Origin of the sequence: Maribacter spongiicola (assembly GCF_004364165.1) — a bacterium.
GTDB classification, from domain to species: domain Bacteria; phylum Bacteroidota; class Bacteroidia; order Flavobacteriales; family Flavobacteriaceae; genus Maribacter; species Maribacter spongiicola.
The window spans coordinates 22,261-40,071 of record NZ_SOAY01000011.1 but is presented as its reverse complement, the minus strand read 5'-3'; the positions used below and the strand labels follow the sequence as shown (position 1 = coordinate 40,071).

16 protein-coding genes are annotated in these 17,811 nt (G+C 34.9%); 13 read left to right on the top strand and 3 right to left on the bottom strand.

The annotated features are described in order from the left end of the window. Positions 1-118 precede the first annotated feature (118 nt). The 3 genes from CLV90_RS08475 to CLV90_RS08465 form a co-directional block, all read right to left on the bottom strand. Complete coding sequence (locus tag CLV90_RS08475; protein ID WP_133687089.1) at positions 119-535, bottom strand: molybdenum cofactor biosynthesis protein MoaE; 417 nt, start codon at positions 533-535, stop codon at positions 119-121. Next, positions 535-774, bottom strand: coding sequence for a MoaD/ThiS family protein (locus CLV90_RS08470; protein ID WP_133687088.1), 240 nt, complete (start codon positions 772-774; stop codon positions 535-537). Before CLV90_RS08470 ends, CLV90_RS08475 begins: the two co-directional genes overlap by 1 nt. Before the next feature lie 100 nt (positions 775-874). After that, on the bottom strand, positions 875-1,672 hold the full coding sequence (locus CLV90_RS08465) for a DUF6503 family protein (RefSeq protein ID WP_243835328.1): 798 nt from the start codon (positions 1,670-1,672) through the stop codon (positions 875-877). Positions 1,673-1,756: 84 nt separating this feature from the next. Between CLV90_RS08465 and CLV90_RS08460 the strand changes: the two genes are divergently transcribed. From CLV90_RS08460 to CLV90_RS08400, 13 genes are all read left to right on the top strand, one after another. Further along, entirely contained in the window at positions 1,757-2,569 is an 813-nt protein-coding gene (locus tag CLV90_RS08460; protein ID WP_133687087.1) for a TrmH family RNA methyltransferase, read from the top strand. A 45-nt stretch (positions 2,570-2,614) separates the two neighbouring features. Next, positions 2,615-3,847 (top strand): M48 family metallopeptidase, encoded by a 1,233-nt coding sequence (locus CLV90_RS08455; protein WP_133687086.1) that lies wholly within the window; start codon positions 2,615-2,617, stop codon positions 3,845-3,847. Positions 3,848-3,891: 44 nt separating this feature from the next. Next, a complete protein-coding gene (locus CLV90_RS08450; protein WP_133687085.1) occupies positions 3,892-6,096 on the top strand; it encodes a RelA/SpoT family protein in 2,205 nt (734 codons plus the stop codon). Between the two features lie 50 nt (positions 6,097-6,146). Then, positions 6,147-6,623 carry a Fur family transcriptional regulator gene (locus tag CLV90_RS08445; protein ID WP_133687084.1) on the top strand — a complete coding sequence of 159 codons (477 nt, stop codon included), beginning with the start codon at positions 6,147-6,149 and terminating at the stop codon, positions 6,621-6,623. 19 nt (positions 6,624-6,642) lie between these two features. Then, positions 6,643-7,914, top strand: coding sequence for an adenylosuccinate synthase (locus tag CLV90_RS08440; protein ID WP_133687083.1), 1,272 nt, complete (start codon positions 6,643-6,645; stop codon positions 7,912-7,914). 151 nt (positions 7,915-8,065) lie between these two features. Then, positions 8,066-8,863, top strand: coding sequence for a 3-keto-disaccharide hydrolase (locus tag CLV90_RS08435; protein ID WP_133687082.1), 798 nt, complete (start codon positions 8,066-8,068; stop codon positions 8,861-8,863). An 11-nt stretch (positions 8,864-8,874) separates the two neighbouring features. Then, the gene (locus tag CLV90_RS08430; protein WP_133687081.1) at positions 8,875-10,311 is read left to right on the top strand and encodes a Gfo/Idh/MocA family protein; all 1,437 of its coding nucleotides are present in this window, start codon (positions 8,875-8,877) and stop codon (positions 10,309-10,311) included. A gap of 259 nt (positions 10,312-10,570) precedes the next feature. Next, positions 10,571-12,331, top strand: a complete 1,761-nt coding sequence (locus CLV90_RS08425; RefSeq protein WP_133687080.1) for an OstA-like protein — start codon at positions 10,571-10,573, stop codon at positions 12,329-12,331. A gap of 9 nt (positions 12,332-12,340) precedes the next feature. After that, positions 12,341-13,516 (top strand): aspartate aminotransferase family protein, encoded by a 1,176-nt coding sequence (locus tag CLV90_RS08420; RefSeq protein WP_133687079.1) that lies wholly within the window; start codon positions 12,341-12,343, stop codon positions 13,514-13,516. 104 nt (positions 13,517-13,620) lie between these two features. Continuing rightward, on the top strand, positions 13,621-15,024 hold the full coding sequence (locus CLV90_RS08415) for a tetratricopeptide repeat protein (RefSeq protein WP_133687078.1): 1,404 nt from the start codon (positions 13,621-13,623) through the stop codon (positions 15,022-15,024). A gap of 17 nt (positions 15,025-15,041) precedes the next feature. Then, positions 15,042-15,956 (top strand): DUF368 domain-containing protein, encoded by a 915-nt coding sequence (locus tag CLV90_RS08410; RefSeq protein ID WP_133687077.1) that lies wholly within the window; start codon positions 15,042-15,044, stop codon positions 15,954-15,956. Positions 15,957-15,969: 13 nt separating this feature from the next. Continuing rightward, the gene (locus tag CLV90_RS08405; RefSeq protein WP_133687076.1) at positions 15,970-16,989 is read left to right on the top strand and encodes a DUF368 domain-containing protein; all 1,020 of its coding nucleotides are present in this window, start codon (positions 15,970-15,972) and stop codon (positions 16,987-16,989) included. Further along, positions 16,961-17,713: a shikimate dehydrogenase family protein gene (locus tag CLV90_RS08400; protein ID WP_133687075.1), complete on the top strand. Its 753-nt coding sequence runs from the start codon at positions 16,961-16,963 to the stop codon at positions 17,711-17,713. Before CLV90_RS08405 ends, CLV90_RS08400 begins: the two co-directional genes overlap by 29 nt. Positions 17,714-17,811 lie beyond the last annotated feature (98 nt).

Sequence of the window (17,811 nt, the reverse complement as noted above, 5' to 3'; positions counted from 1 at the left end):
TCTCTCTTCTCTATACTCAATTTTCTTTATTCTATTTTCTAACTTCTCTTCTCTCTATCTTCTCTACTCTATTATCTCTTTTCTTTAATCTATTCTCTCTCTTCTAACTTCTATTTTCTTAAGGATGCGCCGAAACCCATACCGTCTTATTCTTAAATTTCTCTTTCTTCCAAATAGGAACCGTTTCTTTTAAGGTATCAATAAGAAATCTACAAGCTTCAAAACAAGCATCTCTATGCGCAGAAGAAGCACCTACGATAACGACAGGCTCTTCCACTCCTTTTTCACCAACGGCATGCCTCATAACCACCTTATTAAGTGACCATTTTTCTAAAGCTTTGTCGGCAATCTTCTCCATTTCCTTTAACGCCATGGCTTTATAGGTTTCAAACTCTAAAGCAACTACTTCTTCATTGTTCGTAAACTCACGTACGGCACCCACAAAAACACAGATTCCGCCACTATTGGCATCACTTAATTCAGCATACACCTTAGCAGTATCAATTACATCAACTATTTCAATAACTTTCTTCATTAGCCTCCGCTTACTGGTGGTATAATGGCAATTTCTTCATTGCCGTTCAATAGTACATTATCATCAGCATATTCACTATTTACAGCCACTGCCAATGAATTCAATTTAGAAAATTCAGGATACGATTCAATAAGTTGTTTTTTTAGTTCGGCAACATTTACAGGCTTAAATTCATCAGAAAAACTGATTTCAGAGCTACCTACAATATCTTTTGTTATGCCAAAAAAAAGTACATTCATATCCCTTTAAAATTAGATAAATTCCAAGTTAGGTATAAAAAATAAGGTGCCATAAAAATGGCACCTATTTTAAAAAAATTATACGATTTTGAGAAATGCCTTACTCTACAATTACTGCATTCTCAGGTTTAGCATAAAACTCCATTGGCTTAGCTTCTGTAGACAAACTAGCATTTTCAAAGTTCACCGTTTTAGCCGCTCCTTTAATTTCGCCTTCTTCTACTTTATGCCATGTAATTGATTTCGGTAGCACAACAGCATCAACCTTTACCCAATCATTATAGTTGATCCAGTTAATTTTTGTTGAAGGCTCACCACTAAAATAGGTCATGGTATACCCCAACCATCTCATTTCGTATGTTTTTGCATCATAATGAATATAGTACTCATCTGTAGAAGACGCTCCTACTCCGCTATTATATGAAATCTTATATCCAGGGTATGAAACTCCGTCATAAACCAAAGCATCAACTTCTTCATATTTTATTCCGTCATCAGACAATACAAATGGCATTGCGTAGAAGTAGAACATTAAATTATGATAAAACTTTGGTTTTCCTTTATAGTCCCCCGTGTTATCCAAAAGCCAAACTTCAGAACCGTCATAACCAAGTGTGTAATCTGGTGTAGAAATTTTATCGAATCTTTTATGAAGGTCAATTGTTTGTATTTCATTGAATTTCTCATTTGGCATTTCAAAATTCAATGTTTTATATCCCTTCCAAGCATTTAATCCGCCGTGGGCTTCAAATACTTTATTTAATTCAGTAGGGTATTTATCTAAATTTACCTGCACAGCTACTTCTTCAACCGCATCGGTAATCATTTCTTTTTTTGGCGCTTCTTTACATGAAAATATAGCCAAAGCTAAAACTAAAAGGTAAAATTTACTCATCATCTCAATTGGTTATTTATTGTTTTTTGAAATCGCTTAGTCGATAAAATATAACGGACTTACCAAATTGAACTATTTTTGCAGCTCATGCAAGAAACAAAACACATAAGCAGCCTGCAAAACCAACTCATCAAAAAGGTTTTACTCTTAAAAGAAAAATCTAGAGAGCGCAAGAAAACAGGGCTTTTTGTATTAGAAGGTTTGCTTGAACTTCAACTAGCCATTGGTTCGCAGTATAAAATAGCGACTATTTTGTACTGCACAGACATTTTGGAAAACACCGATAACAATGCTATTTTAAAATCATTCAAAACCGAAGAACTGATTTCGGTTAGCTTAGAAGTTTATAAAAAAATAGCCTACAGAGACACTACCGAGGGTGTAATTGCAATAGCAAAAAGCAAAGACCACCACCTTTCGACATTGAAATTTGAAACTAAAAATCCGCTGATTTTAATCGCCGAGGCTCCTGAAAAACCTGGTAATATTGGTGCATTACTTAGAACTGCAGATGCAGCAAATTTAGATGCTGTTTTAATAGCTAACCCGAAAACAGATTTATACAACCCCAATATTATTCGCTCTAGCGTAGGATGCATTTTTTCTAGAAATGTAAAAATGGGCAGCACAACAGAAATTATATCTTATTTAAAGAAAGAGGGCTTTCAAATTTTCTGTGCAGCACTGTCAGCATCTAAAGATTATACGACAGTCGATTTTAAAGAACCTACCGCAATAGTAGTAGGTACTGAGCATTCGGGACTTAGCGATGAATGGTTAGAAAACAGCACTCAGAATATTATTATACCTATGGAAGGTCAAATAGATTCTATGAACGTTTCGGTATCTGCAGCAATACTTATCTTTGAGGCGAAACGACAACGAAAAATAAACAAGTAGTATTTATACTTTTTCTATTACCGTTTTCGTTTGCAACTACACTATATGGATAAAACATTCGTCTTTTATTGTATCCTTTTTATTTTGATTGCAGAATTCATACTTGCTACAGTAATGAATTATTTGAACGCAAAACGATTCAAAGACCCTATTCCAGAAGATTTAAATGATGTTTACAATGCTGAAGAATATGAAAAATCGCAAGCGTATAAATTAACCAATTACAAGTTTGGTGTCTTTACCTCTATTTTTTCGTTAGTATTAATTTTAGCCTTTTTATTTTTCGGCGGATTTGCTTGGGTAGATAATGTTGCCCAAAGTAACAGCGAGAATATTATTATACAAGCATTGATTTTCTTTGGCATTATTATGATTGGAAGCGATATACTCAACATTCCGTTTTCATACTATCAAACCTTTATAATCGAAGAAAAATTCGGATTCAATAAAACCACAAAAGGAACCTTTTTTCTTGACAAACTAAAACAATGGGCAATGACCATTATTTTTGGTGGTACAATTTTATCGTTAGTTATTTGGTTTTTTGAATGGGCAGGTACTAACTTTTGGATATATACTTGGGCATTTGTAGCGGTATTTACCTTATTCATGAATTTATTCTACAGTAAACTAATTGTGCCCTTGTTCAACAAACAAGAGCCTTTAGAAGCTGGCAGTTTAAAAGAAAAAATAGAAAATTACGCAGCTCAGGTAGGTTTTGACCTTCAAAACATTTTTGTCATCAATGGATCAAAACGCTCTACAAAAGCAAATGCTTATTTCTCGGGCTTCGGAAAGGAGAAGCGCGTAACTCTATATGACACGTTGATTAACGATTTAGAAGAAGAAGAAATTGTTGCTGTTTTAGCTCATGAAATAGGGCATTATAAAAGAAAACACATCATATTTAATTTAACCACATCAATAGTACTTACAGGAGTAATGCTATTTATACTGTCATTATTTATAAATAATCCTGAAGTTTCTTTGGCAATCGGTGTAGACAGACCAAGTTTTCATGCGGCATTAATCGGTTTTGGAATATTATACAGTCCCATTTCAGAAATCACCGGCTTGCTTATGAATCATTTTTCAAGAAAATTTGAATATCAAGCAGATGACTATGCAAAGAACACCTACGCAGCTTTGCCTTTGGTGACATCATTGAAAAAGCTATCAAAAAACAGTCTTAGCAACTTGACTCCGCATCCGGCATATGTTTTCATGCATTATTCCCATCCGCCGTTAATCGATCGCATACGTAATTTAAAGGCATAATTTTTGTTGCCCATCATATAAGATTATCTTATTTTTAATCTAGTATGACACAGGCAGCGATAGAAGAGGAAAATAAGCTTATAGCTCAAGAGTACAAAGAATTACTGCGTATTAGTTACCAAAACCTAACGGATGAGGATAAAAAACTAATACGAAGTGCTTTTGAAGTAGCTGTTGATGCGCATAAAACCCAACGAAGAAAATCGGGCGAGGCTTATATTTTCCACCCCATAGCGGTTGCAAAGATTGTAGCATCAGAAATTGGTCTAGATGCTGTATCTATTGCTTCTGCCCTACTACACGATGTTGTAGAGGACACCGAATATACCTTAGATGATATTGACCGCATATTTGGTGAAACTGTGGCGCGTATTGTAGACGGACTCACAAAAATATCACACTTAAAGAAAGACATGAATATCTCTCAACAAGCAGAGAATTTCAGAAAAATGTTATTGACTTTAAATGATGATGTAAGGGTAATCATTATTAAAATTGCAGACAGATATCACAATATGCTCACTATGGATTCTATGCCAGAGCATAAGCAAGTCAAAATTGCATCTGAAACCTTATACATATATGCACCTTTAGCCCACAGAATTGGACTGTATAATATTAAAACAGAATTAGAAGACTTAAGTTTAAAATATACCGAGCCAGAAGTTTACAATTCCATTAAAGATAAAATAGAAGATAGTAAAGAAGACCAACAAGCATATATTGATGCGTTTTCTGATACCATTGACAATTCTCTGAAAAAAGAAGGTCTCAACTACATAATAAAAGGGAGGATGAAATCTATCTTCTCGATGCGCAAAAAGATGATTGCCCAAAATGTCACTTTTGAGGAAATCTACGACAAATTTGCAATTCGTATTATCTATAAGTCCGACATACAGAATGAAAAATTTCTTGCTTGGAAAATATATTCCATAGTAACTGATCACTTCACCCCTAACCCTGTACGATTAAGAGATTGGATCTCATCACCTAAATCTACGGGTTACGAAGCGTTACACATCACCGTAATGGGTCCTAAAGGAAAATGGGTAGAAGTTCAGATTAGAAGTGAACGCATGCATGAAATAGCTGAAAAAGGTTATGCAGCACACTTTAAATACAAGCATGGTAATCAAAAAGAACAGGGTATTGAAATTTGGCTGAACAAGCTTCAAGAAGCATTGGAAAACGCTAATAGCAATGCGGTCGATTTTGTTGAAGAATTTAAGCTCAACCTCTATTCAAAAGAAATATTTGTATTTACCCCTAAGGGAGAATTGAAATCTTTACCAAAAGGAGCAACTCCATTAGATTTTGCATTTAGCATACATACCGAAGTAGGTATGCGCACAAGAGGCGCTAAAGTCAATGGTAAATTAGTACCCTTAAATACTACTCTATCTAGTGGAGACCAACTTGAGATCATCACTTCTGACCAAGCTAAACCAAATCAAAACTGGTTAGACTATGCTACAACAGCAAGGGCTAGAGCAAAAATTAAATCTGTTTTAAGGGAAGAGAAAAAATCTGTTGCCGAAGACGGAAAAGAAATTCTACGTAGAAAATTAAAATCACAAAAAATAACGCTGAACGAAGATTCAATTAATAAAATGGTCACCTTCTTTAAGCTTAAAACAAGTTTAGATTTATTTTATAGAGTTGGTATTGGATCTATAGACAATGCTATGCTTAAAGATTTTGCTTCATCTTACAGCAACGCATTTATTAGTTTCTTCAAAAACCGCATGCGTAAAACGCCGATACCAGAAGATATCAATAGAGATGAAATTACCTCTAAGTATGATATGCTGGTTTTTGGCAAAGAAGAAGAAAAGTTAGAATATAAACTCTCTTTATGCTGTAACCCAATACCTGGCGATGATGTATTTGGTTTTGTTAGTGTATCTGAAGGTATTAAAGTTCACAAAAAGAACTGCCCTAATGCCATTTCTTTACAATCTAATTACGCCTACCGCATTATTAGCGCGAAATGGATAGATTCTTCTCAGCAAGAATACCAAGCAGATATTGTAATGACGGGTATTGATAACATGGGGTTGGTGAGCGATATTACAGAAGTAATTTCTGATATTATGCACGTAAATATGCGTAATTTAAATTTCAGTACAGATGGTGGCACATTTAAAGGTAAAATTACCGTGGTGGTCAAAAACAAGGCAGTATTAAAAAAGCTGACCGATAATTTAATGAACATCAACGGTATTGATAAAGTTACTCGTATTTAGAAAAAGGAAATTAAAATTTAACTGTACCTTTGTGTATTAATGTAGTAAATATGTCTTCTGATAAAAATCAAGAAATTGTAAAAAACGTCTTCACAACCTTTTTGGAGGACAAAGGACATAGAAAAACACCTGAACGCTACGCCATACTTCAAGAAATTTACGAAAGTGAAGAGCATTTTGATATAGAATCGCTCTACATTAAAATGAAGAATAAAAATTATCGCGTTAGCCGGGCTACCTTATACAATACCATAGAACTCTTATTAGATTGTAAATTGGTACGCAAACACCAGTTTGGTAAAAATCAGGCACAATACGAAAAGTCATATTTTGACCGTCAGCATGACCACGTTATTCTTACCGATACCGGTGAAGTAATGGAGTTCTGTGATCCTAGAATTCAATCTATAAAGAAAACCATTGAAGAAGTTTTTGATATAACTATAAACACACACTCCCTTTATTTTTACGGGACTAAAAATACTCCTGCAAAAGATGCAGGCAAAAAAGAAATTAAAGAGAACTAACCAAGTATATAATATTTAGATGGCAGTAGATTTATTGTTAGGCCTACAATGGGGTGACGAAGGAAAGGGTAAAATTGTTGATGTATTAACTCAAGATTACGACATTATTGCGCGTTTTCAAGGTGGACCAAATGCTGGCCATACTTTAGAATTCGACGGAATAAAGCACGTGCTACACACTATCCCTTCAGGAATTTTTCATAAAAATGCAGTGAATGTAGTTGGTAACGGTGTTGTTATCGATCCTGTTATTTTCCAGAAAGAATTAGATGCATTGAAGAAGTTTAATTTAGATATAAAGTCTAAATTATTTATTTCAAGAAAAGCACATTTAATTTTACCGACGCACCGCTTGTTAGATGCCGCTTCTGAAGCATCTAAAGGAAAAGCAAAAATTGGTTCTACGTTAAAAGGAATTGGTCCAACTTACATGGACAAGACTGGTAGAAACGGTATGCGAATCGGTGATTTAGAATTAAGCGATTGGAAAGAAAAATACCGTAACCTTGCGAACAAGCACGAAGCAATGATCAGCTTTTATGATGTAGATATTCAGTATGATCTTGCTGAATTAGAAACAGACTTCTTTAAAGCTGTAGAAGATTTAAAACAATTAACGTTCATTGATAGTGAAGAATATTTATACCAAGCACAAAAAGCAGGTAAGAAAATATTGGCAGAAGGTGCTCAGGGATCATTATTAGACATTGATTTTGGGACCTACCCATTTGTAACTTCATCAAACACAACTGCTGCAGGCGCTTGTACAGGTCTTGGTGTTGCACCAAACCAAATTGGTGAAGTAAAAGGTATTTTCAAGGCCTATACGACAAGAGTTGGTAGCGGGCCTTTCCCAACTGAACTTTTCGATGAAGATGGTGAAACTATGGGTCGCGTAGGTAATGAATTTGGTGCTACTACCGGTAGACCAAGACGTTGTGGTTGGCTAGATTTAGTGGCTCTAAAATACGCTGTTCGTGTAAACGGAGTTACTGAATTAATGATGATGAAAGGCGATGTACTTAGCGGATTCAAAAAATTAAAAGTTTGTACCGCATATAATTACAAGGGCAAACAAATAGAACATTTTCCATATAATATAGAGGCAGAAAATGTTACTCCCGTTTATTTAGAAATGGATGGTTGGAAAGAAGATCTAACAAAGATGACTTCTGCCGATCAACTACCAAAGGCACTTAATGATTATATAGCATTTCTTGAAAAAGAATTAGAAGTGCCAATTAAGATTGTTTCTGTAGGTCCAGATAGAACTCAGACGATTTTAAGATAGACATTTAGCGACTAGAATAGGTTGTTCAACTTACAGGAATGGCGATATAGGGAAATACCTTTATCGCCATTCTTTTTTTTTGTAATTTCAGTACTATGTAAAATTTAAATTTTTACAATTCAACAACAGATAAAAACTACACCTCTCAAGAATGAAAAAAACCACCTTTACTACACTATTCATTCTACTGATTTTTGCTATTGCATGCAAAACAGAAACAAAAGAGAAAGTAGAAGAGACTACCACAACCGAAAAGCAAATAAAAGGAGAATGGATAACTTTATTCGATGGCAAAACGACCAAAGGTTGGCGAGCCTATAACGGCAAAGAGCTGCCCCCTGGATGGATAGCCAAAAATGGAGAGTTACAGTTCGATACTGAATTAGGAAAAGAGCAAGACTACACTGGTGGAACTGATATTATTTATGGCGAAGAAGAATTCGACAATTTTGAACTTTATGTAGAGTGGAAATTACCAAAAGGCGGCAATAGCGGTATTTTCTACCACTTAAAAGAGGGTTATGATAGTCCGCCAGAAGTTTCACCAGAATACCAATTGATCGATGATGAAAACTATGCTAGCATTCATGATTTAACCGATTATAACTTAAGTTTAGGCTACACTGACAAACCAGAAGAACTAAAACCCCTTCAACAAACAGCTTCTGATTATGCTATGCATGCGGCTGACTCTGAAGGCAAAATATTGAATCCTGCCGGAGAATGGAATACTACTAAAATCATTTTCACACCTGAGCAAGTAGAACATTGGCTTAACGGCAAAAAGGTTGTGTCATTTGTACCTTGGGATGAAGCTTGGTACGCCAAAAAAAATTCGGACAAATGGAAGAACAGTGAAGATTACGGTAAATTTAAAACTGGCTTTATTGGCTTCCAAGATCATTCTAGCCCCATTTGGTTCAGAAATATAAAAATCAAAAAACTATAACCACCTCAGCGATGAACAAAAGAGACTTTATAAAAAACGCAGCAGCACTGTCCACATTTGTATTATTACCATCAGGACTTTGGTCTTGTAAGAAAGAAGAAACGAAATTAACCAGACTTCGTACTGCACACATTGGTGTTGGTAATATGGGAGCCGAAGATTTAAAGGCTATTTCATCTCATAGCAAAGTTGATGTAACCGTATTGTGTGACGTAGATGCAAATAACCTGGCAGAAGCTAAAAAGCTACATCCAAATGCAAAAACATATACCGATTACAGAGTGATGTTAAAAGAAATGGGCGATGAAATTGATGCTGTTGTTGTTTCTACGCCTGATCACACACACGCACCTGCTTCAATGATGGCAATGGAAATGAACAAACCTGTCTATTGCCAAAAACCATTGACGCATTATGTATCAGAGGCTAGGGCAATGCATAAATTGGCTGCAGAAAAAGGCTTGGTTACCCAAATGGGAATTCAGGTACATTCTTTCTATGATTACAAACTAGCAACCCTATTAATACAATCTGGTATTATTGGTAAAGTACATACCGTACGAGCATGGTCACCAAAAGATTGGGGTTATGACGGAGATGAACCAACAGGTTCTGACCCTATTCCAGAATCATTAGATTGGAATTTATGGCTAGGCACTTCAGCAGAAAGACCATACAAAGAAGGTTTTTATCACCCAGGTAATTGGAGAAAATTAGTTGATTACGGCTGTGGTACTTTAGGTGATATGGGAGTTCATATTTTCGATACCCCGTATAACGCCTTAGACCTTCAAGTTCCAATGACCATTAAAAATGAATGCAGAGAACCAAACGGATTCGGTTTTCCGCAAAACAATATTGTGACTTACGAATTTCCACAGACCAATTACACCACCGAAACATTAAAATGGATTTGGTATGATGGTCCGGGTGCCCCAAAAGACCACGTGGACTTAATTCTACCAGGATCTGAGAACATGACAGATTCAAAAGAAACTTCTGATGATTCTATGGAAGACAAAATGTCTTTGGAAACCAAAACTACAGGTGAAGGTACACTGCCAGATCAGGGCGCTATGTTCATTGGTGAAAAAGGTAGATTATTGCTGCCACACTTTATGCAATTACCAAAGAAGATAGTGGATGGTGAATATGTAGATATTTCAGCAGAGATAGCAGCTGTAGAAAAAGCAAATAATATGGATAAACCAATTCGCGATTATGATTTGGAGGGACCTAAACATTATCATCAATTTGTAGATGCTTGTTTAGGTACAGATAAGACTACCGCACCATTTTCATATGCTTCAAGACTTACAGAAACTATATTACTCGGTGTAATTGCCGGCAGGTTCCCAAATCAGGTTTTACATTGGGACAGTGAGAATGCAAAATTTGCAGAAGAAGAGGCAAATGCTTTCTTAGCAGGCGATTATAGAAATTTCTAAATCAATAAGTACAATTTAAAAAACCACTTTCCAGTGGTTTTTTTAAATCTAAATTTTAAGCAAAGAGTGCTATCAACTTACTTTAAAATGAAAGCGACTTTAGATCCGGTAATTAGTATAGGTTTACATCTATTAAAGTACTAATCTAAAATTCAAAATTATAGAATACAAAACTCACGGTTAAATAAAAATTTGAGGCTCGGAAAAAATCAAAGAGAATTAAATTAAAGAGCCTATAGAGTAGCACTTTACTAAATGTATGCTAATAGTTTTATGCGCTCTTTTAAAATGTTCTATTTTTGAAAAAATTTTAAGGTTGAAAAAGATTTATTCCGTTGTTCTTTTATTCTTTACATGTACGCTTTTGGGCTATGCTCAACAAAATACTACCAAAGAAGAACCCAAACAAATTAATATAGTCTACGGCGCCAACTTCACTAAAAATGAAGCTGAATACCCAGGCGCTTCCATATTCAGTAAAGATACTCGCCAAGTTCAATTTGAACACCAAGGTGCCGACTTATGGTGCGATGTGGCTATTTATTACCAATTGGAGAATAGATTAGAAGCTATTGGCAATGTCATTTTAAAACAAGGTGATTCTGTTGAAATGACCAGCAAAAAAATCAATTACTTAGGAGATGTAAAATTGGCGAAAGCATGGGGCAATGTGGTGCTAACAAATTCAGACATGACCTTAAGAACAGATACATTACGCCTAGATCGTGAAAAACAAGAAGCCTTCTATCAAGACAATGGTACTGTAATTGATTCTGCTAATACTTTGACCAGTAAAATTGGCAAGTATTTTATGGAGCTTAAAAAGTATCAATTTTTAGATAGTGTACATGTTGAAAATCCGAAATACACGGTAGACTCTGAGCAATTAGATTACTACACCACTTCTAAGAATGCATACATGTACGGTCCATCTACCATTAATGGCGAGACTTACAAAATATATTGTGAAAGAGGTTTTTACGATACTAAAATTGAAAGCGGCTACGGTATTAAAAACACCCGAATAGATTATAACAACAGAATTATTGAAGGTGATAGTGTATACTTCAACAAAGCAAAAGAATTTGCATCTGCCACTAATAATATCACTGTAACCGATACCATAAATAACGGTATAATTAGAGCACATTACGCTGAAGTTTATAAGGCAAAAGATTCTGTTTTTGCTACACGTAGAGCGGTTTCTATCTCGGTACAAGAAAGAGATTCACTTTACGTACATGGCGATACATTAATGGTAACCGGCAAACCAGAAAATAGAATTCTACGCGCTTTTAGAAATGCAAAATTCTACAAAACCGATTTAAGCGGTAAATGCGATAGTATACACTCTGCCCAAACAACAGGCATTACCCAATTAATTAAAAATCCGATTATTTGGAACGGTGCCAACCAAATGACCGGCGATAGCATTCACCTAAAATCGAACTTAGAAACCGAAAAACTAGATTCACTTAAAGTTTTGCAAAATGCATTTATTATTTCTTTAGATAGTGTTAGCATGACGGGGTACAATCAAGCAAAAGGGATCAACCTATACGGACAGTTTATTGAAAACGAATTAAAAATTATTGATTTAATTCAGAACACAGAAGTAGTATACTATATGTATAATGATGATGACGAACTTATTGGCATAGACAAAACGGTATGCAGTAAAATACGCATCACCATGGCAAAAAATGATATCGAAGATCTTACATTTTATACTGATCCCGACGGCGATATTTTTCCTGAAAAAGATTTACCTGAAAATAGTAGAATATTAAAAGGCTTTATTTGGCGCGGCGATGAGCGTATTCTTAACAAAGAAGATATTTTTGACGAAGACGATAACAACCTAAAACTTGTTGTTATTAACGGCATTGACAACCCTATTGATATTGATGCTGAAGAACAACAACGAAGCAAAAACGCTACCGACCCTATTAACAATATTCCAGGGCAGGATAAAGCAACAGATCCGAAAAAATCTGGGAATCCGAAAAAAATAAAATAAGTCTTTGATATGAATAAAGACTTTCTACAATATCAAGCTCAAACCTCTCCGTATCCATTAGGTATGGAAGTATCTCATGCCAGCGGCAGTTATATTTATGATACCAATGGTAATGCACATCTAGATTTTGTCGCAGGTGTCTCAGCATGTACACTTGGTCATTGCCACCCAGAAGTGGTTGAAGCAATAAAAAATCAAGTAGAAAAGTATATGCATGTAATGGTGTATGGTGAATATTCGCAATCACCAGCGACTACGTATACCAAATTATTGGCAGATAATTTACCAGAACCTTTAGCGGTAACCTATTTAGTAAATTCTGGAACAGAAGCAATAGAAGGCGCTTTAAAATTAGCCCGAAGATATACAGGTCGTTCTCAAATAATAGCGGCAAAATCTGCGTATCATGGTAATACCATGGGCAGTTTAAGTTTAATGGATTTCGAAGAGCGTAAAAGTGTTTTTAGACCTTTGTTGCCAGATATTTATCATATTGAATTCAATAACGATAAAGATTTAGAGAAAATAACCACCAAAACTGCATGCGTAATATTGGAGACCATACAAGGTGGTGCAGGATTTATACTTCCTAAAAACGGATATTTAAAGAAAGTAAAAGAGCGTTGTTCAGAAATGGGTGCATTACTTATACTAGATGAAATACAGCCAGGTTTCGGCAGAACAGGAAAGTTATTCGCCTTTGAACATTTTGATTGTGTTCCCGATATTTTAGTTATTGGCAAAGGCATGGCATCTGGTTTGCCTGTTGGTGCATTCACGGCAAGCAAAGAGATTATGCACACCTTAAGCGAGAACCCGAAAATGGGTCATATTACAACATTTGGCGGTAATCCTGTAATTGCAGCATCAAGTTTGGCAACATTGAACGTACTATTAAACTCAAATTTGATTGCCGAAACTTTAAGGAAAGAAACACTTTTTAAATCGTTATTAAAACATCCGAAAATAAAAGAAATTAGAGGCAAGGGATTAATGCTGGCGTTGATTATGGATTCGCCAGAAACAGCCAACGAATTAGTTTTAAAAGCAAAAGAAAAAAACCTCATTCTCTTCTGGCTGTTATTTGAAAATAGAGCCGTGCGTATTTCTCCGCCGTTAACCATCTCAGATAAAGAAATTAAAGAAGGCTGCGCAATAATTTTAGCACTTCTTAACGCTATGTAAATCAACGTTGTTAACTAATTTGTTAATAATATCGATTCCTAAGATGGCTGAAAACCCATACAATCACTTACTTTTAAAATATCTTGTAAAACCAAAAAGTTCCTATGGCGTTAGAATCTAACGAGAGACCGGACAAGCCAATTACAAAATTCGAATCAATGTTGAAGACAGACGATGTCTATTTCTTTGATGCCGAAGATTTTGAGGATATTGTGCACCACTACCTAAATCACGGGAAGATTTCGTTGGCTAAAAAAGGAATTAAAATAGGCCTACAGCAACACCCAGCTTCAATAGAATTAAAATTACTTCAGGTTGAAGTCATGGTTTTTGAAAACCAGATGGAAAAAGCTGAAGCACTTTTAGATGAACTACAACGATTAGATAAACACAACGATGAAATTTATATTCAACGTGCCAATATCTTTTCGAAAAGAGATGATCACGAAGGTGCCATTGATTTGCTGCAAAAAGCATTAAGCTTCACCGAAAATAGTTTTGATATTTATAGCCTTTTAGGCATGGAGTATCTGTTTATGGACAACTTCAAAAATGCCAAAGAGAGCTTTATGAAATGTGTAGAGTTCGACGAAGAAGATTATTCTTCACTTTACAATGTGGTGTATTGTTTTGAGTTTCTTGAAGATTATGATGGTGCCATTATCTATTTAAACGGATATTTAGAAAACAACCCATATTGCGAAGTTGCGTGGCATCAGTTAGGTAAACAATATTACTATAAACATATGTTTACCGAAGCCTTAACGGCTTTTGATTTTGCCATTATTTCTGATGATACTTTTATAGGTGCTTACTTTGAAAAAGGTAAAGTACTAGAAAAATTAGGAAGGTATAAAGAGGCTATTGAAAATTACGAGACAACCATTTCTATTGAGGATCCAACATCTCATGCATTTTTAAGAATAGGAAAATGTTACGAAAAGTTGAAAGATACCGAAATGGCAAAATACTATTTCTACCAAACCGTTCATGAAGATCCGTTATTAGATAAAGGCTGGCTCGCGATAACAAATTTATATTACAGTATTAAAGATTTTGAAAAGGCCATTTTTTACATCAATAAGGCGCTGAATATAGATGGTGAAAATCCGCAATACTGGAAAAAATGTGCCAAAATTCACATGGCGCTAAAAAACTATGACCAAGCAGATTTCGCTTTTAAACAAGCGGTAGATTTAGGTAATTTTGAATTGGAAACTTGGTTGAACTGGGCAGAAGTAGTGCATATTAATGGAGAAGAAGCAGCGGCAGTTGAAATTTTAAATCAAGGAAGAGAATTTTATCCTGATAATTTAAAGCTATTATATAATTCTGTAGGCTATTTATTATTGGCCGAAGATCCAATTAACGCACGTATTATGTTAATGGATGCATTGAAAATTGATAAGAAGCTGAAAAAACTACATTTGTTCACTGAAAACTTTCCAGAATATGGTAAGTCTGAATGGACGCAAGAAATTGTAAGAAAATACAATAAAACCTCATAGAAAAGGTTCTACATTTCATGGAGAATAGAAAACTTAAAGATTATACCTTCATATCTCTAAAAGGTATGGCTATGGGTATAGCAGAATTAGTACCAGGCGTATCTGGTGGTACAATTGCTTTTGTAACAGGCATATACGAAGAATTCATTACCTCTATAAATAACGTCAATCTTACTACATTAAAAGTTTTAAAAGAAGAAGGCTTTAAAAAGTTTTGGGAGAAGTTAAATGGCAACTTTCTGTTAGCTTTGGTCTTGGGTATGATGATTAGCATTTTCTCGCTATCAAAAGTTATTGCTTGGTTATTAGAAGAACACCCAATTATTACATGGTCTTTCTTTTTCGGTTTGGTATTGGCAAGTGTTATTTTTGTAGCCAAATCGATAAAAAAGTGGAATCTACTAGCGATTATATTATTCATAATAGGCACTGCAAGTGCTTTCTATATTACTACCCTACCCCCTTCTGCTAGTTCTGGAAGCCTACCATTTATATTTTTATCTGGTGCTATAGCCATTTGTGCCATGGTATTACCAGGTATTTCTGGCTCTTTTATATTGGTTTTACTGGGTTCTTACAAAACAGTTTTAGAAGCCGTAAATGAAAAAGATTTTGGTATTATTGTCACTTTTGCTTTTGGTGCAGCCTTTGGTATTTTAAGTTTTGCTAGAATTTTAAAGTGGATGTTTACCAATTATAAAGATGCTACGTTAGCTGTTTTAACAGGATTCATCTTAGGTTCATTGAACAAAATATGGCCATGGAAGAATATAATTGAGATTATTCAGATTGGTAAAAAAGAAATTATTATTGATGAAAACATCTCACCTTTCGCTTTTCAAGGCGATAATCAATTAACCTTTGCTATTGTAGCCGCCGTAATAGGTTTTTCTCTTATTTTTATATTAGAAAAATCAGCTTCAAAGAAGTAAAGCAAAAACCTACATGAACGAACCCCGATCCTTTACCGATAAATTTTTCTTGGTCGTAAAGGGGCTTTGCATGGGTGCTGCCAATAAAGTACCTGGTGTATCTGGTGGTATTGTGGCCTTTGTCGGTGGTTTTTACGAAGAATTTATTTATTCACTTCAGAAAATAAATGCAAAAGCATTTAAGCTTCTTATTAATGGTAGGCTTAAAAGTTTCTACAGATATATAAATGGCTCATTTCTAACGCTACTCATTTTCGGCATGCTGGTGAGCTATTTTAGTATTTCTAAAATACTAGACTATTTTTTAGAAACACATGAACTGTATGTATGGTCTGCTTTCTTCGGCATGATCTTAGGTTCCATTTACTACATAGGTAAAGATTTCGATTACTGGAAAAAGAAAACATTTACAGCAGCTATTATAGGATTAAGTGTTGGCGTAGCCATTAGTTTCCTTAGTCCAGCGAAAGAAAACGACAACTTACTATTTATCTTTTTATGCGGAATAATCAGTGTGTCGGGTATGACATTACCCGGACTTTCGGGTTCCTTTATATTAATTCTTTTAGGTAATTATGTACTGTTATTAGTAGACTCCGTTAACGCATTATATGATACTTTCTCAGAATTATTAATGGGCGATTTTAGTTTCACTTCTAATACCGAAAGATTACATACCCTTCAAATTTTAGCTGTATTCACCTTGGGATCAGCAACTGGTCTAGTAACTCTTTCTCATGTATTGACTTTCGTATTAAAACATTATAAACATGTTACTACGGCAACTATATTGGGATTTATAACAGGATCATTAGGAGTTGTTTGGCCTTGGAAAAAAACTATTTTTAAAACAGGAATAGATGGGGAGACTATTTTAGACTCTAACGGAAAAGGCATAATAATGAACTACGAACGGTTTTTGCCAGATATGACCACCGTAGAAAACTGGACTGCTATCTTCTTTATTATATTTGGTATTAGTATTTTGTTACTTTTAGATTGGTATGGAAAAAACAGAAAGACAGAAAGCTAACTACGGCTTAATAGGAAAAGACATTTCTTATTCATTTTCACGAGGATATTTTAAAAAGAAATTCGAAGATATGGGATTGGATAATTGCTCATATCAAAACTTCGATATACAGTCTATTTCAGAATTTCCGACCATTTTTAATAATACTAAAAATGTACAAGGGCTAAATATTACCATTCCGTATAAAGAAGAAGTCATGGCTTTTTTAGACGATATCGATATTGCAGCCAAAAAGATAGGTGCCGTAAATACCATAAAATTTACTAAAAATGGTTTAGTTGGTTTCAATACTGATGCCTACGGATTTCAAAAATCACTTGAACCCCATTTAAAAGAACATCATAAAAAAGCACTGATTTTAGGTACCGGAGGGGCATCAAAAGCTGTGGCATTTGTACTTGAACAATTAGGCACTACGTTTTCTTTTGTATCTAGAAGCGGAAAAAACGATGGGTATACCTATAATGAGCTCACCGATAATATCATAGCTGAACACACCTTGATCATTAATTGTTCTCCGGTAGGCACTTTCCCTAAAATAGAAGAGAAACCTGCAATACCGTATTCGAAAATTAGTGAAGCACATCTGCTTTTTGACCTCATATATAATCCAGAAGAAACCGCATTTTTATCTGCGGGTAAAGCCAATGGGGCATCGATTTGTAACGGACATAGAATGCTAGAGTTTCAAGCCGAAAAATCTTGGGGAATTTGGAACCAGTAACCTTCTGTTCTTAAACTTCTCTTTTAGTAATACATTTCAAATTCTACATTTTGCTAAGGTGTATTCAATTATATATAGCTAAAAAGAACAATCAATTC